Consider the following 21,036-nt stretch of genomic DNA (forward strand, 5'->3'; position numbering starts at 1 on the left):
GTCAGCTCTCCTTGCCGCTACTGGTGCCGACCGGCTTGCCGGCCCGCAGCTTGCCCGGGCGCGGCCTGGGCTTCTTGCCCTCGTCGTCCCGGCGGGACAGCACGATCGCGCCGACCAGCGCGGCCAGCAGCAGCACGGAGAGCGCCTCGAACGGCAGCACCCAGTGCCGGAACAGGTACTCGCCGGTGGCCTTGGCGCTGCCCGCACCCGCACCCAGGTCGATCCAGGAGGTGCGGAACGCGTCCACCACCAGGGTCACCAGGGTGCCGGCGGTGGCCAGGCCGACGGCGAGCGCGGCCCACCGGTTGCCGGAGTCGGCGTCCGGGGAGCGGCCGATCGGGGCCTTGGTGAGCATCAGGCCGAACAGCACCAGCACGACCACCGAGCCGAGGTAGATCAGCACCTGCACCCAGGCGATGAACTCGGCGGTGAGCAGCAGGAACTCCACCGCCAGGCCGCCGAGCGCGACCACCAGCCAGAGCGCGGCGTGCACCAGCTGCCTGGTGGTCACGGTGACCAGCGCAGCGCCCAGCACGGCGACGCCGACCAGCAGGAAGACGATCTCCACCCCGGTCGGGGAGAGGAAGGAACGGGCGGCCGGCTCCAACGGGCCGGCGGCGGCCAGCAGGCTCACGACTCGTCACCCGCCTTCGCGGCCGCGGCGGCGGCGTGCGCCTTGTCGGCGGCCTTGCGGGCCATCGCGATCTCCTTGGGCTCCTCGGCCGCCGGGTCGAGCGCGGGCGGTGCGGGCACCGTCCACATCCACTCCCGGAGCCGGTCCCGCTCGTGGGTCAGCTCCAGGATGTCGGTCTCGGCGTACTCGAACTCCGGGGACCAGAACAGCGCGTCGAACGGGCAGACCTCGATGCAGATCCCGCAGTACATGCAGAGCGAGAAGTCGATCGCGAACCGGTCCAGCACGTTGCGGGTCCGGGCCCGGGCGTTCGGGTCGACGGCGGGCAGCGTCTCCTTGTGGGAGTCGATGTAGATGCACCAGTCCGGGCACTCCCGGGCGCAGAGCATGCAGACCGTGCAGTTCTCCTCCAGCAGCGCGATCACGCCCCGGGTACGCGGGGCGAGGTCGGGCTGCACCTCGGGGTACTGCGCGGTGACCGTCTTCTTGGTCATGGTGCGGAGCGTGACGGCCAGGCCCTTGGCGAGGCCGCTGCCGGGGAGCTTCATGAAGTGATCGCCACCTTGACGATGCCGGTGAGGGCGAGCTGGGCCAGGGCGAGCGGGATCAGCGTGGTCCAGGCGAACCGCATCAGCTGGTCCTCTCGGAGCCGGGGGAAGGTGACCCGGAGCCAGATCACCACCAGGGCGAGCGCGAAGGTCTTCAGGATCGTCCAGAGCCAGCCGAGCTGGTCGGGCAGCGGGCCGTGCCAGCCGCCCAGGAAGAGCACCGTGGTGAGCGCGGAGATCACCAGGATGCCCACGTACTCGGAGAGCAGGAAGAACGCGAAGCGGATACCGGTGTACTCGGTGTACGCGCCGAAGATGATCTCGGAGTCGGCCACCGGCATGTCGAACGGCGGACGTTGCAGCTCGGCCAGCCCCGCCACGAAGAACACGAAGGCGCCGACGATCTGCCACGGCACCCACCACCACTCGAACTGCTCCAGGATGCCGGGCAGCGAGAGGGTGCCGGCCGCCATCGCCACCGAGGCGGCGGCCAGCAGCATCGGCAGCTCGTACGCCATCAGCTGGGCGGCCGTGCGCAGACCGCCGAGCAGCGAGAACTTGTTGGCCGAGGCCCAGCCCGCCATCAGCGAGCCGAGCACCCCGATACCCATCACGGCGAGCACGAAGAAGATCCCCGCGTCGACCGCCTGCCCGACGAAGCCGCCGGGCCCGACCGGAATCACCAGCAGCACCACCAGGTACGGCAGCAGCGCGACGGCGGGCGCCAGTTGGAAGACCCGGCGGTCGGCGTCGGCCGGGACGATGTCCTCCTTCTGGACGAACTTCACGCCGTCGGCCACCAGTTGGGCCCAGCCGTGGAAGCCGCCCGCGTACATCGGGCCGAGCCGGCCCTGCATGTGCGCCATCACCTTGTGCTCGGTCTGGCCGATCACCAGCGGGAACACCAGGAAGACCATCAGCACCGCGACGCAGCGCAGCAGCATTTCGAGGAAGGTCATGCGCTGTCTCCGTCCTTCGGCTCGGGCTCCGTGGACACGGGGGGTACCGCCGGGGCGCCCGGGCCACCACTCACGGGCGGGGCGGGCGGGGCGGGCGGAGTCGACGGTTCGTCAGCGGTCGCCGGGACCGGGTTGTGCCACGGCGCGTCCGAGGACTGGGTGCGCGCCGGGCGCGGGCGCTCGGGCGCGGGCGGGGTGCCTTCGCTCTGGCTGACCGAGCCGTCGCTGATGCTGCGGGTACGGCGCGGACGGGGTGCGGCCTCAGCGCCTGCCGCGCCCTCCGCAGCCGGCCCTGCGGCGGCCGCGCGGGGCGTACGGGCGGCGCGCGCCGGGCGCTCGGCGATCGGGGGGAGGGTGCCCTTGAGCGGACCCCACTCGTTCGGGTCGGGCACACCGGCCGGCTGCATCTTGCGGCGGGCCGGGCCTTCGCTCTCGCTCTCGCCGGGCTCCTTGGCGCCGGGCCAGGCCTTGGCGACCCGGGCCGCGAGCACGAACTCCTTGCGCAGCGGGTGGCCCTCGAAGCCGTCCGGCAGCAGCAGGGTGACCAGGTGCGGGTGGCCGGTGAAGTCGATGCCGAACATCTCGGCGGTCTCCCGCTCGTGCCAGCCGGCCCCGGCGTAGACGCCGACGGCGGTCGGCAGCGCGGCGGCGGCGCGGGCGACCCTGGTGCGGATCAGCAGGTGGCGCACCGGGCCCGACCCGGCATCGGCCAGGTGCGCGGCGACCGAGAAGCCGTCGGCCAGCTCGTCGACGGCGCTCAGCCAGTCGAAGTACGTGAGGCCCAGGGTGTCCCGGGCGGCGGTGAGCGCCTCGATCCAGTGCTCGGCGGGCACGTCCACGGTGAGCAGGTCGTACGCCTCGGCGGCGGTGGCCCACTCGCCGATCGCCTCGGCGGTGGTCTGGGGGTCGGTCACTTCTGGTCAGCCTCCGGCCCGGCCACCAGCGGTCGGCGCAGCGCGGCGGCGGGCGCCGCGTACCGCTGCGGCAGCGACTCGGCCGCGATCTTCTCCTGCAGCTTGAGGATGCCCTGGAGCAGCGCCTCGGGACGGGGCGGGCAGCCGGGCACGTAGACGTCGACCGGGATGATCTGGTCGACGCCCTTCGTGACGGAGTACGAATCCCAGTACGGACCACCGGAGTTGGCGCAGGCGCCGAAGGAGATCACGTACTTGGGCTCGGGCATCTGCTCGTACAGCCGCTTCACGGCGGGCGCCATCTTGTCCGTCACGGTGCCCGAGACGATCATCAGGTCGGCCTGCCGGGGGCCCGGTGCGAACGGGATCACGCCCATCCGGATGAAGTCGTGCTTGGCCATCGAGGCGGCGATGAACTCGATCGCGCAGCAGGCCAGCCCGAAGTTGAAGCACCAGAGGCTGTACCGGCGGCCCCAGTTGAGCACCACCTTGACCGGGTCCGGCGCCAGCCGGGCCAGCGGGCCGAGCCGGGCGGGCTCCACCGCACCGGGGTTGGCCGGGTCGGGGATGCCCAGCGGGATCGGGCCCCCGGCACCGTGCGAGTGCGTCACGTCCATTCCAGAACGCCCTTCTTCCAGGCGTAGAGCAGCCCGACCGCGAGGAAGCCGATGAAGACGAACATCTCCACCAGCGTGGCCATCCCGAACCCGGCGGCGGCGAAGACGGTCGCCCACGGGAAGAGGTAGATCGCGTCGACCGCGAAGATCACGTAGAGGAAGGCGTAGACGTAGTACCGGATCTGGGTGTGCGCCCAGCCCTCACCGACCGGGTCCACGCCGCACTCGTAGGCGAGCAGCTTCTCCGGCGAGTGCACCACCGGCCGGAGCAGGCGGTTGGCGGTGAAGGACACCGCGATGAACAGCACTCCGACGACCGCGAGCAGGCCCACCGCCGCGTACGCGTCGAAGTAGCCACCACCCACGGCAGGGTCGGCCACGGCCGACTGCCCCTCCATGCGTTCGCCTCCCGGTGCACCGCTGATCTCACACATCCGAAACCGTCAAGGCGTGAGTCTAAGTGCAGCGCCCTGCTCCCCTTACCCCCTGCCCGACCCGTAAGACACACCGCGGTGGGGATATCCCCACCCCCGGAATGCCAACTGCCCCCATGGTCCCGGCCCGTCCCCAACCGCGATGCTGGTCACAGAGGTTCTACGAGAGGCTTGGTGCATGATGCAGGAGACCCCGGACCGTCCCCCGCTCTACGGGGCGAAGCTCTGGCGCCAGGTACAGCACCTACTGCTCAATCTGCCGCTCGGGGTGGTCGGATTCACCTTCACGGTCACGCTGTTGAGCGTGGGGCTCGCGCTCGCCGTGACGGTGGTCGGCCTGCCGCTGCTGGCTGCGGGGCTGACCGGCTGCCGCCGGTTCGGCCAGTTCGCCCGCCACCGCTGCGCGCTGGCGCTGGATCTGGAGATGACCGAGGCGCCGCCGGTCCTGGCCACTCGTCCGGGTCTCGCCGCCCGGGTCTCGGCGGCTCTGACGGATGCGCTGGGCTGGCGCTCGGCGCTGTACGCGGTGCTGCTGCTGCCCTGGGGAATCATCAGTTTCACCCTCACCGTGGTGCTGGTGCTGATCGGCTGGCCCCTGCTGCCGTGGGCGGCCCGCTTCCTGTCCACCGTGGACCGGATGCTGGTGGACAGCCTGCTCAGCCCGAACCCGCTCTCCGAGCGGGTCCGCGAGCTGGAGGATGACCGGGGTGCGGTGGTCGACACCGCCGCCGCCGACCTGCGCCGGATCGAGCGCGACCTCCACGACGGCGCCCAGGCCCGACTGGTGGCCCTGGCGATGGATCTCGGTCTCGCCAAGGAGAAGCTCACCGAGATCTCCGACCCCCGGAGCGTCGAGGCGGCCGCCGAGATGGTCGGCGCCGCGCACGGCGAGGTGAAGCTGGCCCTGCAGGAGCTGCGCGACCTGGCCCGGGGCATCCACCCGGCCGTCCTGACGGACCGTGGGCTGGACGGCGCCCTCTCCGCGATCGCCGCCCGCTGCACCGTCCCCGGCGGCGTCACCGTGAAGGTCGACCTGCCGGGCCGGCCCGACTCGGCCGTCGAGGGCATCGCCTACTTCACCGTCAGCGAGCTGCTCACCAACATCTCCAAGCACGCCGGGGCCAGGTCCGCCTCGGTGGAGGTCTGGCAGGCCCCCGACCGCCTGATGCTCCAGGTCAAGGACGACGGCAAGGGCGGCGCGGCCTCCTACCCCGGCAGCGGCCTGGCGGGTCTCACCGAACGGATCGGCGCGGTGGACGGCCTGCTGCTGGTCGACAGCCCGGCCGGCGGCCCGACCTCGGTCACCGTCGAGCTCCCCTGGCGGACCCGGGTGGCCCGCTGACGGGTGGTCAGTGCCTGAGCTGCCAGGCGGCCCAGGCGGAGCTGACCATGGAGTCGATGTCGTGCTCGGCCTTCCAGCCGAGCTCACGGTGGATCAGCTCGGCGGAGGCGACCACCCGGGCCGGGTCGCCGGGGCGACGGGGGGCAACCTGGGGGGCGACCGGGTTGCCGCTGATCCGGGCGATGACGGCCAGCATCTCGGCGACCGAGACACCCTCGCCACGGCCGATGTTCAGGGTCAGCGAGATCGGCTCGGCGGCGGCGTTCAGTCGGCGCACCGCGGCGACGTGGGCCGAGGCGATGTCGGCGACGTGGATGTAGTCGCGGACGCAGGTGCCGTCGGGGGTGGCGTAGTCGTCGCCGAAGATCAGCGGGGCCTGACCGTCGGTCAGCCGCTGGAAGGCCATCGGGACCAGGTTGGAGACACCGTCGTCGCCCAGCTCGGGAGCGGCGGCCCCGGCGACGTTGAAGTACCGCAGTGCGACGGTGGACAGCCCGTACGCCTTGGCCGCGGCCTGGATCAGCCACTCGCCGACCAGCTTGGTCTCGCCGTACGGGTTGATCGGTGCGCAGGGCGTCGACTCGGTGACCAGGTCGACGTCCGGCGTGCCGTAGACGGCGGCGGAGGAGGAGTACAGGACCTTGCGGACACCGCCCGCGACGGCGGCCTCCAGCACGTTCTGCAGCCCGGTCAGGTTCTCCCGGTAGTAGAGCAGGGGCTCCGCGACCGATTCGGCGACCTGCTTCTTGGCGGCGATGTGCAGCACGCCGGTGACGCCGTGGCCCTTGATGACCGCGTCCAGGTCCGCTCGGTCGAGGGTGGATCCCTGCACCAGTGGCACCCCGGCGGGGATCCGGTCGGCCGAACCGCTGCTGAGATCGTCCAGCACCACCACGCGTTCACCCGCTTCGGCGAGCTGGTGCACCACATGTCGGCCGATGTAGCCGGCTCCGCCGGTGATCAACCACGTCATGCCCCGGATACTACCTTGCCGCCACCGGGGTGGACCGGACGAGAACAGCCCCGGACGTGACGGCGCGTCGATTCTGCCGAATCGGACATATCGGTGCAATGCTGCCCAATGCTGTCCGCGTACGGAACCGGAGGACGTCCAGGTGCACCCCAAGAAGGAACCCACCCGCCCGATCCCGGCGGGTCCGCGACCGACCGGGCCCCGCCTGCTGCTCTCCGGGTCTGCCCTGGTGCTGGCCGCCGCCCTGGTGAGCGGCTGCAGCAGCAGTGGTTCCTCCTCCTCGGCCGGTGCATCCGGCAGCCCCTCGACCCCGGCACCGTCCAGCGGCAACCAGCTCCAGGACGACTACCAGAAGGTGATCGCCAACGTGCTGCCCTCGGTGGTGCAGATCACCACCGCCAGTGGGCTGGGGTCGGGCATCGTCTACGACACCAAGGGCAACATCATCACCAACGCCCACGTGGTCGGCAGCGCCAAGACCTTCACCGTCACGCTGGCCAACAGCAGCAAGGCCCTCGCGGCCACGCTGGTCGGCAGCTACCCCGAGTCCGACCTCGCGGTGATCAAGCTCGACAGCCCGCCGAGCGGGCTCAAGCCAGCCGCCTTCGGCGACTCCGGCAAGGTCGAGGTCGGCCAGATCACGCTGGCCATGGGCAGCCCGCTCGGGCTCTCCTCCAGCGTCACCCAGGGCATCGTCTCGGCCACCGGCCGGACCGTCTCCGAGCCCAAGGGCGGCGACTCACCGGGTGCCACCATCGGCAACATGGTGCAGACCTCGGCCGCGATCAACCCGGGCAACAGCGGCGGCGCGCTGGTCAACCTCTCCAGCCAGGTGATCGGCATCAACACCCTGGCCGCCACCGACCCGGACATGAACGGCAGCGCAGCCCCCGGCATCGGCTTCGCCATCCCGTCCGCCACCATCACCAACATCGCCGATCAGCTGATCAAGGACGGCAAGGTCACCAACTCCGGCCGGGCCGCGCTCGGCATCACCGCCCGGACCTACTTCGACGCCGACTACCAGCCCGCGGGCGCGGTGGTCGTGGGGGTCACCGCGGGCGGCCCGGCCGCCGACGCGGGCCTCCAGCCCGGCGACGTGATCACCAAGATCGGCGACACCACCATCACCAACCTGAACGGTCTGACCACCGCGCTGGCCGCGCTCCAGCCCGGCGCCAAGGTCACCGTCACCTACCAGCGCGACGGCGCCACCAAGACCGCCGAGGTGACCCTCGGCAGTCTCTGACCCACCGACAGCCGGGCCCGGCAGGCCACCCACCGCGCAAGGGGGGTACGGCCTGCCGGGCCCGGTCCTACCCGGCGACCCGCTTCGATCAGCTGGGCACCGCCGTGCCGTAGAAGGCGTCCAGGGCGTAGACGCAGCGGTCCTTGCTGCCGACGAAGACCCGGCCGCCGACCGCCACCGGGGAGCCGGTGAGCTCGCCCTTGGTGCCGAGCTCCCAGCGGAGCTGACCCGTGCTCAGATCGAGGGTGTGCAGCGAGTGGTCCCGGCTGCCCAGGTGGACCAGGCCGTCGGCGACGGCCGGCGCGCCGACCAGTTCGCCGCGCGCGCTGTAGCGCCAGCGCTCCCGCCCCGACCCGGTGTCGAAGGCGTGCAGGGTGTCCCCCGCCCCGACCAGGACGGTGCCGCCCGCGACCACCACTGGCTCGGCCCCCTGCCGGCTCCCGGTCCGCCCCCGCCAGCGGTCCCGTCCGGTCGCGGCGTCCAGCGAGTAGACCGTCCCGAGGTAGTCCGCGACGTACACCGCCCCGCCGTCCACCGCCGGTGGGGTGAAGAGCACCACCGCCGCCTCGAACCGCCACCGCTCGGCCCCGGTCGCGACGTCCAGGGCGTAGACCCGCGTACCGGATGTCAGATAGAGCGTTCCACCCAGCTCGACCGGCCGGGACGGCACCTCCTCGCCGACCTGGAAGGCCCACCGCAGCCGCCCGCCGCGCGGATCGACGCAGCGCAGCCGCCCACCGCCGTAGTAGTACGCCGCACCGCCCACCAGCGCGGGCCCGGACTGCGGGTTCTCGTAGTCCTGCTGGGCGTCGTCGGCCCGCCACAGCTCGGCACCGCTGGCGGCCGAACGGAGCTGCACGCCGCCGCCCCTGATGCCGCAGCAGAGCACGCCGTCGGCGGCGTCCAGCGAGTAGATCCAGCCGTCCAGCGAGTTGCGCCAGCGCTCGGTGCCGTCGGCCACGTCCACGGTGTAGAGGTGCGGACCGTCGGCGGCGTGCACCCGCCCGGCGTCCACGGCCAGCGCCCAGGCCACGTCGCGGGTCTTGTAACGGCGCTGCCCGGAGCCGATGTCCAGGGCGTGCACCTCGAAGCTGGAGACGAACAGGGTGCCCCCCGCGACCACGGGCGTGCCCCAGACGTCGTTGGACATCCGGAACCGCCACGGCCGCCAGCGCGGCGCGGGCGGCGAGACCGGGGCGGCGCCAGCCGGATCTCCCCGGCGGCCGGCGGCCGGCGCTCGGCGATCTTCTCGGTGACCACCGAGGCGGGCCCCGGCGGCTGCGGGGGCACCACCGGCGGCAGTACGGGCGGGGGTGAGACGGTCCGGCGGGTGCGCTTGCGCTCGATCAGGTCCAGCGCGACGGTCGGCAGCCAGTCCCCCGCCTCGCCGGCCGCGTCGTCCCGGGAGAACAGGTGCGGGGCCAGCTCGGCCTGGATCTGCGCGGGCGTCGGCCGCTCCTCCTGGGCGGGGCGCATGCAGGCCCGGACCAGGTCGGCCAGTTCGACCGGCAGACCCGACAGGTCGGCCTGGTCGCGGAGCAGCTGAAAGACCGTCTCCACCGGGTTGGCGCCCCGGTAGGGGGCGTGGCCGGTGGCGCAGAAGACCAGCAGCGAGCCGAGCGAGTACACGTCGCTGGCGCCCGTCACGCTGCGGCTGTCCTTCGCCTGCTCCGGCGACATGTAGGCGGGGGTGCCGACCGCGACATTGGTCATGGTGAGCCGGGAGTTGGAGACCCCGGCGGCGATTCCGAAGTCGATCACCCGGGGGCCGTCCTCGACCACCAGCACGTTGGACGGCTTGAGGTCGCGGTGCACCAACCCGGCCGCGTGGATGGACTGCAGGGCCTCGGCGATGCCCGCGATCAACCAGCGGACGGCGTCCACCGGGAGCGGCCCGCAGTGGCCGATCAGCTCCTCCAACGAGGGCGCGGGCACGTACGCGGTGGCCAGCCACGGCACCGGTGCGTCGGCGTCGGCGTCCACCACGGCCGCGGTGTAGAAGCCGCCCACCGTCTTGGCCGCCGCGATCTCCCGGGCGAACCGGACCCGGAACAGCTCGTCCTCGGCCAGCTCCCCCCGTACGGTCTTGATCGCGACCCGCCGGCCGGACGCGGAGCGCGCCAGGTAGACCAGGCCCATCCCGCCCGCACCGAGCCGCCCGAGCACCTCGAAGGGCCCGATCCGCCTCGGATCGTGCGCTGAAAGCTGGTCCACTCCGCTGCCACCTCCCCGTCCTGCGGCCACCCGGTCGGGGTGCGCCGCCCCCGATTCTCCAACGCCTGCCCCGCCTGATCCAATCTCCCCCGCCGCCAGGCGAATCGGCCCTGCTCGGGGCCCTCGCACCGCGTGGTGCCGGACCGGAACTGACGGACCGACGGCTCCGGGCCCTGACGGTCACTCTGCGCGACCCGACCATCCCTCAGCCGACACCCCGTCACGCTGGGGCTCCGTCAGAACACGGGGGGGCATCGTGCGCGGGAGCGGCAACTGAATATCCGTCGGCTGATCGCCCCTCGCCTGGAGTAATAGTCACATCACCGAATCGCGCCAAGATCTTGCCACGGTAAGCTGACGGCATGACAGGACAAGTTCGCACCGTCGACGGTCGCGTCGCCGGGCGACGCGGACAGGAGACGCGGCAGAAGCTGCTCGACTGCCTCCGCGAGATGCTCAGCACGTCGCCTTACCGGGACGTCAAGGTCATCGACGTCGCCCGTATGGCGGGTACCTCCCCCGCGACCTTCTACCAGTACTTCCCGGATGTCGAGGGCGCTGTCCTCGAAATCGCCGAGGAAATGGCCGAGGACAGCGTGGAGCTCAAGGAGCTCCTCGATGGAAAGTCCTGGGTGGGAAAGACCGGCTTCACCACGTCGGAAGACCTGGTGGACGGATTTCTCGCCTTCTGGCGCAAGAACGATGCCATTCTCCGAGTGGTCACTCTCGGTGCAGCCGAAGGGGACAAGCGGTTCTTCAAGATCCGCATGAAGGTCCTCAACTCGGTGGCCGGGCCACTCGGTGAAGCCATCAAGGCCAACCAGGCCAAGACCGACAAGTCGGTCGATCCGGCCGCTCTCTCCGGGTCCCTGGTCTCGCTCCTCGCCTCGGCGGCGGAGCATTCCAAGGCCTTCACCGCCTGGGGCGTGAAGGTCAAGGACCTCAAACCCAACCTCGCCCTCCAGGTCTACCTGGGTGTGACGGGCAAGAAGCCGCCCAAGTAACCCACCCGTCCACCCCGCGTGCTCCGTCCCGGTTTCCTGTCCGGGGCGCGTCGGACGGCGGCCGTGTCCTCGGGGGAGGTTCGCCGACGTTGACCGCGCAACACGCACAAACCCCAAGAAGGGGCGGCCCACCCGGGCCGCCCCTTCGGCACGTCCTGCGGAGGCTACGGGCAGCGCACGACCTGGCCGGCGTACGCGAGCCCGCCGCCGAAGCCGAACAGCAGCACCGGGTCCCCGGTCCGCAGCTCCCCCCGCTCGACCAGCTTGCTGAGCGCCAGCGGGATCGAGGCGGCCGAGGTGTTGCCCGACTCCACCACGTCGCGGGCGACCACCGCGTCCTCGGCCAGCCCGAGCTTGTTGGCGATCGCGTCGATGATCCGCAGGTTGGCCTGGTGCGCGACGAAGCCGCGCAGCTCGGACGGCTCGATCCCGGCCTTCCGGCAGGTCTCCCGGGCCAGCGGGGCGAGCTGGGTGGTGGCCCAGCGGAACACGGTCTGGCCCTGCTGACTGATCGTCGGGTCCCAGCCGGTGATCACCACGGCGTCGCCCTTGTCGGGCTCGGAGCCCCAGAGCACCGGGCCGATCCCGGACTGCTCGTCAGGAACCGCCTCCACCACCGCGGCCCCGGCCCCGTCCGCGAAGATCACCGCGGTGGTCCGGTCGCTCCAGTCGATGGTGTCGGACATCCGCTCGGCACCGATCACCAGCGCCCGGGTGGCCGAGCCGGCCCGGATCGCGTGGTCGGCGGTGGCGAGCGCGTAGGAGAAGCCGGAGCAGACGGTGTTGATGTCGTACGCGGCGGGCGAGCGGATGCCCAGCCGGGCGGAGACGGCGGCGGCGGTGTTGGGGCTGCGCTCGACCGCGGTGCAGGTAGCGACCACCACCAGGTCGATCTGCTCGGGCAGCAGGCCGCTGTTGGCGAGCGCCTTCTGGGCCGCCTCGGTGGCCATGTCGACCAGGGTCTCGTCCTCGGCGAGGTGCCGGGACCTGATGCCGACCCGGGAGCGGATCCACTCGTCGTCGGTGTCGACCAGCAGGGCGAGGTCGTCGTTGGTGAGGACCTTCGGCGGCTGGAAGTGGCCGAGCGACACGATACGGGAGGCGGTCATACCGCCACTCAACAACGTTACCGACCAGTCCGTGGGTGACGCCCGGGTACAACGTCCAAGGTCGGAACCTGTAGGGGCCGGACAATAGCCCTTGCGGGGTCTGGGCCAACGACTCGCCCGAATCCGGCCTCAGGACGCCAGTGCGGCGGCGTCACCCATCACGACCATCGGTTTGGCGGCCGGGTCGAGCGCCTTGATCAGTTCGATCATCTGCGCCTCCGGCAGCGAGACACAGCCGTGGGTCGGGCCGCCGTGGTCGACGTGCAGCCAGATGCCGGTGCCCTTGGCGACGCCCTCGGGGTACTTGGTGCTGAGCGGCGAGGTGCCGGCCACCCGGTTGTAGTTGATCGCCACCACGTAGTCGAAGGAGCCGGCCAGCGGTTCGCCGTTGAAGCCGTTGCCGCCGATCACGAAGGCCTTGTCCTGGTCGTACGGGAGCTTGCTGCCGGGGTCGGCCTTGCGGCCGCCCGCGTCGGTCAGCGCGAAGATCCCGACCGGGCTGCGCAGGTCGCCCTGGCGGTGGTCGGTGGTCCACCCCTTGTACGCGTTGTGGCCGGCCCAGACCGCGCCGGGCTTCCAGCGGTTGTCCTCGGTCCTGGTCCAGAGCGTGACGCCGGTCTCCGAGGCGTTCTTGTCCTTGCCGGTGGCGACCACCAGCTGCCGGGTGTCGGCGGGGATCTGCGCGGTGAACTTGGGGCCGAGGCCGGGGATGGTCAGGACGCTCCCGTCACTCCGGTCGGAGCGGTCGGCGGCGGGCTGCTCGGTCCGCTGCCCGGCCTGGGCGGCGACCGCGTCCGGGGCGGCCGACGAGGTGTCAGGAAGCGGCAGGTCCGGCATCCCGGCGGCGGCGACCTCCGGGGTGGAGCGCCCGGGGCCGACGGTGAACCAACCCGAGACGGCGGCCAGCAGCATCGCCGTACTGCCCATCAGGGCGCGGCCACCGCGCTTCTTCTTCGTCTTCCGACGGTGCCCACGGGGCCTGGTCGCCGCGTCGGCGGGCACGTCGGCCCGACTGCGGGGTTTGGCACGATGGGAACCGGACATGCGGACGATCCTTCCAAAGCCGTGGGCCGAAACGGAACCCCTGGCGTGTGGTGAGCCTGTGAGCATACGGCACCCCCCGAAACGACAACGCCCTCCGAGCCGGTTCGGCTCGGAGGGCGTGCTGGCAGAGCAGTCAGAGGCGCATCGCCTGCGGGGTCTCCCGGCGGTTCAGGTCCGGACCCTCGTACTCGCGGATGATCTCGTACCGGGTGTTCCGCTCGACCGGGCGGAAGCCGGCGTCCTTGATCAGGTCGAGCAGGTCGTCGCGGCCCAGCTTGTTCGGGGTGCCGAAGTTGTCCGCGTCGTGGGTGATCTTGTACTCGACCACCGAGCCGTCCATGTCGTCCGCACCGTGACTGAGCGCCAGCTGCGCGGTGGTGACACCGTGCATCACCCAGAACACCTTGACGTGCGGGACGTTGTCGAACAGCAGCCGGGAGACCGCGAAGGTCTTCAGCGCCTCGGCGCCGGTGGCCATCTCGGTGCGGGCCATCAGCTTGTTGCGGACCACGCCGTCCTTGGAGTCGTGGAAGTCGTGCTGGTAGCGCAGCGGGATGAAGACCTGGAAGCCGCCGGTCTCGTCCTGCAGCTCCCGCAGCCGGAGCACGTGGTCGACCCGGTGCCGGGGCTCCTCGATGTGCCCGTACAGCATGGTCGCGGGGGTCTTCAGACCCTTCTCGTGCGCCAGGCGGTGGATCCGCGACCAGTCCTCCCAGTGGGTCTCGTGGTCGACGATGTGCTGGCGGACCTCCCAGTCGAAGATCTCCGCGCCGCCGCCGGTGAGCGACTCCAGACCGGCGTCGATCAGCTCGTCCAGGATCTCACTGGCCGTCAGGCCGCTGATCCGCTCGAACCAGTGGATCTCGGTGGCGGTGAACGCCTTCAGCGAGACGTTCGGCAGTGCGGCCTTCAACTCCCGCAGGCTGCGCGGGTAGTAGCGCCACGGCAGGGTCGGGTGCAGACCGTTGACGATGTGCAGCTCGGTCAGCGAGTCGACCTCCATCGCCTTCGCCAGCCGGACGGCCTCCTCGATCCGCATGGTGTACGCGTCCTTCTCGCCCGGCTTGCGCTGGAACGAGCAGTAGGCACAGGAGGCGGCGCAGACGTTGGTCATGTTGAGGTGACGGTTGACGTTGAAGTGGACCACGTCGCCGTTCTTCTCGGTCCGCACGTGGTGCGCCAGACCGCCGAGCCAGGCCAGGTCGTCGCTCTCGTAGAGCGCGACGCCGTCCTCGCGGGTCAGCCGCTCACCCGCGTAGACCTTCGCCTCCAGCTCACGCTTCAGCCCTGCGTCCATGCGGTGACCTGCCTCCTCGTGCCGTGAGAATTGACCTTCGCCGAGCCTACGCCCTGCGCCTCACCCGGCAGGGGCCACCCCGTCGCGCCGCCCGGCACGCACTCTCGCCGCACCGGCCAAAGGCCCAAGTAGCTCCGCTACGAGGGCCTCCGGCCGGCACGCCGATAGCACGCACCGAACGACGCTCCTCACGGGGCCTCCCCTGCCGGGTGAGGCGCAGCCGCCAGCAGCTCGGCCAGCAGGCTCGGTTCGATGTTCCCACCACTGACGACCGCGCCGAACACCCGCCCCTCCAGCTCCGCCGCGCAGTGGAAGTAGGCCGCTGCGGCGACCGCGCCCGAGGGCTCGGCGACCAGCCGGCCGCGCCGGGCCAGCAGTGCCACGGTGTCCCGGATCTGCTGCTCGGAGACGGTCACGATGTCGTCCACGTACGCCTGGATGTGCTCGAACGGGAGCACCCCGACGCTGGGCGTGCGCAGCCCGTCCGCGATGGTCCGGTAGGTCAGGTCGGTGGACCAGCTCAGCCGTTCGCCGGCCCGGAAGCTGGCCTGTGCGTCGGCGGCCAGCTCGGGCTCGACGCCGATCACCCGGACGCCCGGGCAGGCCAGCTTGAGCGCGGCGGCGGTGCCGCTGATCAGGCCGCCGCCGCTGACCGGCACCAGCACGGTGTCCAGCTCGTCGGGGGCGTCCTCGGCGATCTCCAAGCCGACCGTGCCCTGGCCCGCGATGATGTACGGGTCGTCGTAGGGCGGCACCCAGACGTAGCCGTGCTTCTCGGCCAGCTCGGCGGGCAGGCTGTCCCGCTCGCCGGCCCCGACCAGGAACACCTCGGCGCCGAAGGAGCGGGTGTTCTCGACCTTGACGGCGGGTGAGACGTCCGGCATCACGATGACGGCCTTGATGCCGAGCAGCTGGGCGGCGTACGCCACCGCCTGGGCGTGGTTGCCGCTGGACTGCGCGACCACACCACGGGCCCGCTCGGCCTCGGTCAGCGCGGCGAGGCGGTTGTACGCCCCGCGGATCTTGAACGCGCCGGTCGGCTGGAGGCCCTCCGGCTTGAGCCAGAGCGCCCGCTCCCCCTGGGCCGCCCACGGGGCGGGCATCAGCGGGGTCCTGACCGCCACTCCGGCGATCCGCTGCTGCGCCGCGCGCAGTTCCTCCAGGCCGATCAACGACATGAGCTACTCCCCTGGCTCCAACGGCAGTTCACTGACCCGGTTCTCCCACTTGGTGGAGAGAACGACGGTGGTTCTGGTCCGGGCCACGCCCTTGGTGCCGGACAGCCGCTTGACCACCGACTCCAGGCCCTCCACGTCGGAGACCCGGACCTTGAGCATGTACGAGTCGTCGCCCGCGATGAACCAGCAGTCCTCGACCTCGCCGAGGTCCTTCAGCCGGTGCGCCACGTCCTCGTGGTCGGCGGCGTCGGTGAGCTGAAGACCGATCAGGGCGGTGACCCCGAAGCCCAGCGAGGCCGGGTTGACGGTGGCGCGGTAGCCGGTGATCACCCCGGCCTGCTCCAGCCGGTTGATCCGGTCCGTCACGCTCGGGCCCGACAGGCCGACCAGGCGGCCCAGTTCGGCGTACGACGCGCGGCCGTTCTCCCGAAGCGCCTGGATGAGCTGTCTGTCCACCGTGTCCATGTATCCGCCCGCGTCCTTCCGAACCTCTCCAGACCCACAGATCATTATCCGGATTCGAAGGCGTCACACCTGGATCGACCCGGATATCGCAATGAACATACCGTCCCGCCCGGCCGCTCCGCCTACCCGACCTTCCCCCCGTCGCCCAACTCGCCCGCCCAGCGCCGGTACAGCGTGTGCGGCACACCCACCGCGTCGAGCACCCGGCCGGCCACGAAATCCACCAGTTCCCGGGCGGTGGAGCCCCCGGCGTAGAAGCCCGGCGCGGCGGGCAGCACCACGGCGCCCTGCGCGTCCAGCTCCACCAGGTGCTTCAACGTCACCCCGTTGAGCGGTGTCTCGCGCAGACAGAGCACCAGCGGCCGGCGCTCCTTCAGGGTGACGCTGGCGGCCCGCTGGAGCAGGTCCTTGCTCAGCCCGAGCGCGATCCCGGCCACCGCCCCGGTGGTGGCCGGCACCACCAGCATCCCCTTCGCCGGGTACGAGCCGCTGGACGGTCCGGCCGCGAAGTCCCCGGCGGCCCAGTACCGGACGCCGTCCAGCTCCTCGGTGCCCAGCCACTCCCCCAGGTCGGCCCGCCAGTGCGCGTCCCGGAAGGAGATCCCGGTCTCGTCCAGGATGGTCAGCCGGGCCGCCCGGCTGACCACCAGATCGACCGTCTCACCCGCCGTCAGCAGGGCCCGGATCACCGAGGCGGCGTACGGCGTCCCGGACGCCCCGGAGACCCCGACCACCCAGGGCTGACGTGGCGTCTGCTGCTGATCACTGCTCATACCGGGCACGATAGTCCGGCCGAGGGGTCACCGACGGAGCGACAGCGTCCGGCCCGGCCGGCCGTCGGATCCCACGTCGATCAGGTGGACCTGCTGGTCGCCGGTGACCAGCCGCACCCGGCCCGGGCCGTCCCAGACCGCCTCGACCAGGGCGTTCCTGTGGTCGTCCCCGTCGAAGTAGCCGATCTTCCAGCGCCGGGCCGTCGGCCCGCTGCCGGACTCCACCGAGACCCACCAGAGCGGGTCGATCCAGTCCGCCCCCTTGTCCACCACCAGGCGGCGGCCGCTACCGTCGGGGGCGGGCAGGACCTCCGTCCGCCGGGGGCCGTCGAAGCCGCCGACCATGGCGACCGACATCGTCAGGAACAGCAGCAGGCCCACCAGGAGCGACGTGAGCACCTTGGTCCCGGCGTCCGCCCGCCCGAGCAGCACCGCCGTCAGCAGCGCCACCAGCACCACCGGGAACAGCAGCCCCGGCCGGTGCAGCCCGCGCAGCAGCACGAACCCGCCATCCAGCCGGTTGAGCCCACCGATCAGCTCGACCAGCACCGCCGCTGCGGCCACCCCGAGCAGCACCTTCGTCCGACGCGCGAACGCCACGTCCGTCCCCCTTGATCATCCGGATCGCCTCGGGGGACCGTACCGGGAGGGCCGGGCCCCTCCCCGCACGGGCTCCGTCTCAGCCCGCCTGTGCGGGCCGGTAGGTCGCCGCCTGGTCGAGGACGGTGCGCTCGATGGTGCGGAGCAGCCGCTCCATGTCGGCGGGGGTGAACAGGTGGGTGTCGGCGGTCATCGCGATCTCGATGGCGTCCGGCTTGTCGGCCATGTGCAGGACGTAGCTGACGGTGCCGCCGTGGTCGGTCGCGGGCTCCCAGCTGAGGGTCGACTCCCCGGCCGCCTCGGATGACCAGTCCGCCGAGGCCGGTTCGGGGGCGGCCACCCGCTGGTCGTTGTACCAGCAGGACCGTTCGAAGGTGACGCCCGCGTCCTCGGCGTACGGGGCGAGGTCGGCCTCCAGGGCGCGCTTGTCGTAGAAGGCGCTGCGGTAGGTGGCCAGCGAGGCGCTCCTGGTCCGGGCGAGCAGCTCTCCGAAGTCGGCGGCGCCCTCGGTGCGCACCGCGAGGTAGCCCTCCATCGCGAGCGGTCCGCCGGCCCGGCCGAGCCCGCTGTGGAAGCGGTTGTTGACCATCAGCTGGAGACCGCACCTGCCGGTGCCGGCCCAGTCGGCCATCGTCTCGGCGGTCGCCGCCAGCAGAATGCTCGCCGTGCTGGTCCGGTGGGTCTCGCAGACCCGGGCGAGCGCACCCGGCAGTGCGGGCGAGAGCAGGTGGGCCCGGCGGTAGCGCGGCTCCCCTGCCGGGGGCGCCGGGGCGATCTGCGGGGCCCGGGCGCCGGCCGCCGCCGAGCGCCACTGCCGACGGGCCGCCGCGTCCAGCCGGCGCCCTCGCGGGGAGGCCTGCTCGGCCGCCTGCTCCAGGGTCTGCAGCACCCCGGCCCGCTCCGCCTCGGCCCGTACCTCGACCGGATCCGCACCGAGACTCAGCGCCTGCAGGTCACCCTGCAGCCTGGGCAGGCCCCAGGCGTCGGCCGCCGTGTGGGAGAAGATCAGCACCACGTGGTGCACCAGCCCCTCGGAGACCACCGCGCCGAACCGCACCGGCCACTCGTCGGCGTAGTCGAAGGCCCGCCCCCAGAGCTCCTCCCGCAGCGCGGCCCCGATCCCGGCCGCCTGCTCCGGCGTGCCGTGGCGCAGGTGCAGCGGTGCGCCGCCGTCCCCGTCCAGGTGCTGGCGCAGCTCGCCGTCCGGCTCGGCCACCACCCGGGTGCGCAGCGCGTCGTGGACGTACAGCAGCCCGCTGAACGCCCGCTCGATCACCTCCAGCGGCATGCCGCCCGGGACCGGGCCGTCCAGCGGGACGTTGTACGCGTGGTCACCCGGCCGCAGCTTCTGCAGCGCGGTCCAGATGGCCTGCTGGCCCCAGGTCACGGGGCCCTCCCCGGTGCGGGCCCCGGTGCACGGGATCTGCCGCGTCGTTACCTCGGTGTTCACGCAACTCCCTTTCGCTCCACCACAGTCGGCCGAACAGGCAGCGAACGCCGGGCTGCCGACCGGGAGGGTTCAGGGAGAGAGCAGTCTCCGGCGGGACGCACACCCGGCCGACGACGCGAGCAACCTACAGTCCGTCAGATCGGCGGGCAAGACTCGTTCCGTGTGCCCGTACGAGCCACGCGGGCCAGGATGGACCCATGCCGCCGACGCTGATCGACCTCACCCACCCGGTCACCACCGGGATGCCGGTGTACCCCGGGGACCCGGCCGTGTCGCTGCGGCCCGCCCTCACCACCGCCACCGACGGGGTCAACGTGCTGTCGCTGCACCTGGGTTCGCAGTCCGGCACGCACGTGGACGCGCCGTACCACGTGGACGTGACCTGGCCGACCCTGGACGGGCTGCCGCTCGGCCTGTTCACCGGCCGCGCCGTGCTCGCCGACCTGCGCGAGCTGCCCCCGCGGACCGGGGTGACGGCCGGTCAGCTCGCCCCTGCGCTGGCCGCCGTGACGCCCGGCGCTGTCCTCCTGCTGGCCACCGGCTGGCACCGGTACTGGGCCACCGACCACTACTACGCCCACCCCTGGCTCACCCCGGGCGCCGCCGAGGCGATCGCCGCCGCCGGGGTGCGCAGCGTGGGCGTGGACGCGCTGAGCATCGACCCGACCCCCGACCCGGGACCGGCCGACCCGGCGGTGGCCGCCCTGCTCGCCGACCTGACCGACGAGCACGACCCCGCCCCGGACCTGCCCACCCTGGCCGCCCACCGGGCGCTGCTCGGCAGCCCGGGCGGCGCCGTCCTGTGCGAGAACCTCGCCGACCTGACGCCGCTGCTCGACGCCTCGGCCGCCGGGCTGGCCGTCACGGTCTCGTTCTTCCCGCTCCGCCTCACCGCCGCCGACGGCGCCCCGGTCCGGGCGGTCGCCCGGCTGGGGTAGCTTCCGGCGGAGCGCCTCCCGGGTCGTCCACTTGCCCCAGTCGAACTGACGACAGGTGTGATTCCGACCGGTCGATCGGGTGACCGGACCCGGCGGAGCCGGTCAGCCGGGTCCGGACTGGATACTCCTTCCGCCATGAACCGAACCAAGAAGTTCGCGGCGACCGTCGGTCTCGGCATCGCCCTCGCCCTCAGCTGCACCGCTCCGGCCCTGGCCGCCGACTGCGACGAGCTCGGCCCGGTACAGCACCAGGAGGAGTTCGCCCCCGAGTTCACCGGCGGCGGCAACACCTGCGTGAACACCGGTGGAGCCAGCGCGTCCGCCGTCGTGGTGGGGTCACCCGGGGTGCTCTCCGGCAACAACATCCAGATCCCGATCAGCATCCCGATCAACATCTGCGGCAACTCCGTCAACGTGATCGGCGTCGGCAACAACTGACCTCCCACTCCTCTCGGTTCGGGGGCCGCGACCGTACCTCCCGGTGCCGGCGCGGTCCCCGGACCGGCCGCCTGGACCCCTTGGTCTAGACCATCGACCGGGGGCAGCGCTAGGCTCGCGCCATGGCAGAGATCGTCGGGGTGATCGAGCGGCTGTGGCGCTACCCGGTCAAGTCGACCGGGGGCGAGCGGCTCGACTCCGTGGAGGTGGACGAACGCGGACTGGCCGGAGACCGGCTGTACGCGGTCCGGGACAGCACCGGCCGGATCGGCTCCGGGAAGAACACCCGACGGTTCCGCCGGATGGACGGCCTGCTCCGCCTGGGATCCCGGCTCGGCAACCGGCTGACCGCCCCCGAACTGCTCGACCCGCTGGGCCGCCCCGTGCCGGACCCGAACGCCTTCCTGTGCGCCTACCTCCAGCGGGACGGTGTCGAACTCGCCCGCGAGGACACCGTTTCGCACTTCGACCAGCTGCCCGTGAGCGTGCTCACCACCGCCACCCTGGACTGGATCCGGGAGGCCCTCCCCGGCACCGTGGTGGACGAGCGCCGGTTCCGGCCCAACATCCTGCTCCGCACCCCGCCGGGCACCGCCCCGTTCGTCGAGGACAGCTGGTTCGGCCGCTCGGCCACCACCCCGGGCGGCCTGGCCCTCGCCTTCGTCCAGGCCAGCGAACGGTGCGTCATGTCCGGTACGGCGCAGCCCGGCCTGCCGCACGCCCCCGAGATCCTCAAGGCCCTCGCCCAGGCCCACGACGCCCGCCTGGACGCCCTCGCCACCGTCACCAGCCCCGGGCACCTACGGGTCGGCGACCACCTCACCCTGGGCTAAGACCCTCCGGCAGGCGGCCTGAC

The 21,036-nt window shown here is 72.0% G+C and carries 21 protein-coding genes and 1 pseudogene; 6 read left to right on the forward strand and 16 right to left on the reverse strand.

The features are described 5' to 3' along the window. Position 1: 1 nt before the first annotated feature. From ASC99_RS13110 to ASC99_RS13135, 6 genes are read right to left on the reverse strand one after another with little or no spacing between them, the layout of a single operon-like run. Entirely contained in the window at positions 2 to 625 is a 624-nt protein-coding gene (locus ASC99_RS13110) for an NADH-quinone oxidoreductase subunit J (protein ID WP_369824198.1), read from the reverse strand. 5 nt (positions 626 to 630) lie between these two features. Next, on the reverse strand, positions 631 to 1,182 hold the full coding sequence (locus ASC99_RS13115) for an NADH-quinone oxidoreductase subunit I (RefSeq protein ID WP_057231508.1): 552 nt from the start codon (positions 1,180 to 1,182) through the stop codon (positions 631 to 633). Next, entirely contained in the window at positions 1,179 to 2,141 is a 963-nt protein-coding gene (nuoH, locus tag ASC99_RS13120; RefSeq protein WP_057231510.1) for an NADH-quinone oxidoreductase subunit NuoH, read from the reverse strand. The genes ASC99_RS13115 and nuoH overlap by 4 nt, the downstream gene beginning before the upstream one ends. After that, positions 2,138 to 3,055: an NADH-quinone oxidoreductase subunit C gene (locus ASC99_RS13125; protein WP_057231511.1), complete on the reverse strand. Its 918-nt coding sequence runs from the start codon at positions 3,053 to 3,055 to the stop codon at positions 2,138 to 2,140. Before ASC99_RS13125 ends, nuoH begins: the two co-directional genes overlap by 4 nt. Then, positions 3,052 to 3,672, reverse strand: a complete 621-nt coding sequence (locus ASC99_RS13130) for an NADH-quinone oxidoreductase subunit B (RefSeq protein ID WP_057231513.1) — start codon at positions 3,670 to 3,672, stop codon at positions 3,052 to 3,054. The genes ASC99_RS13125 and ASC99_RS13130 overlap by 4 nt, the downstream gene beginning before the upstream one ends. Then, positions 3,663 to 4,070, reverse strand: coding sequence for an NADH-quinone oxidoreductase subunit A (locus ASC99_RS13135; RefSeq protein ID WP_057231515.1), 408 nt, complete (start codon positions 4,068 to 4,070; stop codon positions 3,663 to 3,665). Before ASC99_RS13135 ends, ASC99_RS13130 begins: the two co-directional genes overlap by 10 nt. Before the next feature lie 214 nt (positions 4,071 to 4,284). On the opposite strand from ASC99_RS13135, the gene ASC99_RS13140 reads away from it, so the two are divergent. Next, positions 4,285 to 5,448, forward strand: coding sequence for a sensor domain-containing protein (locus tag ASC99_RS13140; protein WP_057231517.1), 1,164 nt, complete (start codon positions 4,285 to 4,287; stop codon positions 5,446 to 5,448). A 7-nt stretch (positions 5,449 to 5,455) separates the two neighbouring features. Here ASC99_RS13140 and galE read toward each other — a convergent pair whose 3' ends face one another. Further along, on the reverse strand, positions 5,456 to 6,421 hold the full coding sequence (gene galE, locus ASC99_RS13145; RefSeq protein ID WP_057231518.1) for a UDP-glucose 4-epimerase GalE: 966 nt from the start codon (positions 6,419 to 6,421) through the stop codon (positions 5,456 to 5,458). A gap of 172 nt (positions 6,422 to 6,593) precedes the next feature. Here galE and ASC99_RS13150 point away from each other — a divergent pair, with 172 nt between their 5' ends. Further along, positions 6,594 to 7,670, forward strand: a complete 1,077-nt coding sequence (locus ASC99_RS13150) for a S1C family serine protease (protein ID WP_057232123.1) — start codon at positions 6,594 to 6,596, stop codon at positions 7,668 to 7,670. A gap of 88 nt (positions 7,671 to 7,758) precedes the next feature. On the opposite strand, the pseudogene ASC99_RS13155 reads toward ASC99_RS13150, so the two are convergent. Then, a pseudogene (locus ASC99_RS13155) lies at positions 7,759 to 9,884 on the reverse strand (PQQ-binding-like beta-propeller repeat protein). A 362-nt stretch (positions 9,885 to 10,246) separates the two neighbouring features. Between ASC99_RS13155 and ASC99_RS13160 the strand changes: the two are divergent. Beyond that, positions 10,247 to 10,888, forward strand: coding sequence for a TetR family transcriptional regulator (locus ASC99_RS13160; RefSeq protein WP_057231520.1), 642 nt, complete (start codon positions 10,247 to 10,249; stop codon positions 10,886 to 10,888). Between the two features lie 164 nt (positions 10,889 to 11,052). Here ASC99_RS13160 and ASC99_RS13165 read toward each other — a convergent pair whose 3' ends face one another. From ASC99_RS13165 to ASC99_RS13200, 8 genes are all read right to left on the reverse strand, one after another. Next, positions 11,053 to 11,997 carry a beta-ketoacyl-ACP synthase III gene (locus ASC99_RS13165; protein WP_057231522.1) on the reverse strand — a complete coding sequence of 315 codons (945 nt, stop codon included), beginning with the start codon at positions 11,995 to 11,997 and terminating at the stop codon, positions 11,053 to 11,055. A 129-nt stretch (positions 11,998 to 12,126) separates the two neighbouring features. Beyond that, positions 12,127 to 13,041, reverse strand: coding sequence for a L,D-transpeptidase family protein (locus tag ASC99_RS13170; RefSeq protein ID WP_057231525.1), 915 nt, complete (start codon positions 13,039 to 13,041; stop codon positions 12,127 to 12,129). A gap of 133 nt (positions 13,042 to 13,174) precedes the next feature. After that, positions 13,175 to 14,338 (reverse strand): aminofutalosine synthase MqnE, encoded by a 1,164-nt coding sequence (mqnE, locus tag ASC99_RS13175; RefSeq protein WP_057231527.1) that lies wholly within the window; start codon positions 14,336 to 14,338, stop codon positions 13,175 to 13,177. A 188-nt stretch (positions 14,339 to 14,526) separates the two neighbouring features. Next, positions 14,527 to 15,516 carry a threonine/serine dehydratase gene (locus ASC99_RS13180; protein WP_057231530.1) on the reverse strand — a complete coding sequence of 330 codons (990 nt, stop codon included), beginning with the start codon at positions 15,514 to 15,516 and terminating at the stop codon, positions 14,527 to 14,529. Positions 15,517 to 15,519: 3 nt separating this feature from the next. Then, a complete protein-coding gene (locus tag ASC99_RS13185; protein ID WP_057231532.1) occupies positions 15,520 to 15,981 on the reverse strand; it encodes an Lrp/AsnC family transcriptional regulator in 462 nt (153 codons plus the stop codon). A gap of 122 nt (positions 15,982 to 16,103) precedes the next feature. Next, entirely contained in the window at positions 16,104 to 16,754 is a 651-nt protein-coding gene (locus ASC99_RS13190; RefSeq protein WP_057231533.1) for a UbiX family flavin prenyltransferase, read from the reverse strand. 27 nt (positions 16,755 to 16,781) lie between these two features. Next, positions 16,782 to 17,354: a hypothetical protein gene (locus tag ASC99_RS13195; protein ID WP_057231535.1), complete on the reverse strand. Its 573-nt coding sequence runs from the start codon at positions 17,352 to 17,354 to the stop codon at positions 16,782 to 16,784. A 79-nt stretch (positions 17,355 to 17,433) separates the two neighbouring features. Then, a complete protein-coding gene (locus tag ASC99_RS13200) occupies positions 17,434 to 18,741 on the reverse strand; it encodes a condensation domain-containing protein (protein WP_162257874.1) in 1,308 nt (435 codons plus the stop codon). A 260-nt stretch (positions 18,742 to 19,001) separates the two neighbouring features. On the opposite strand from ASC99_RS13200, the gene ASC99_RS13205 reads away from it, so the two are divergent. The 3 genes from ASC99_RS13205 to ASC99_RS13215 all read left to right on the forward strand — a co-directional run bounded on the left by ASC99_RS13205 (position 19,002) and on the right by ASC99_RS13215 (position 21,013). Further along, a complete protein-coding gene (locus ASC99_RS13205) occupies positions 19,002 to 19,742 on the forward strand; it encodes a cyclase family protein (protein ID WP_057231539.1) in 741 nt (246 codons plus the stop codon). A gap of 135 nt (positions 19,743 to 19,877) precedes the next feature. Next, on the forward strand, positions 19,878 to 20,180 hold the full coding sequence (locus ASC99_RS42110; protein WP_057231541.1) for a chaplin: 303 nt from the start codon (positions 19,878 to 19,880) through the stop codon (positions 20,178 to 20,180). Between the two features lie 122 nt (positions 20,181 to 20,302). Further along, on the forward strand, positions 20,303 to 21,013 hold the full coding sequence (locus tag ASC99_RS13215) for an MOSC domain-containing protein (protein WP_057231543.1): 711 nt from the start codon (positions 20,303 to 20,305) through the stop codon (positions 21,011 to 21,013). The last annotated feature ends 23 nt before the right edge of the window (positions 21,014 to 21,036 follow it).

Source organism: Kitasatospora sp. Root107 (assembly GCF_001424875.1).
In the GTDB taxonomy this organism is placed as follows: Bacteria; Actinomycetota; Actinomycetes; order Streptomycetales; family Streptomycetaceae; genus Kitasatospora.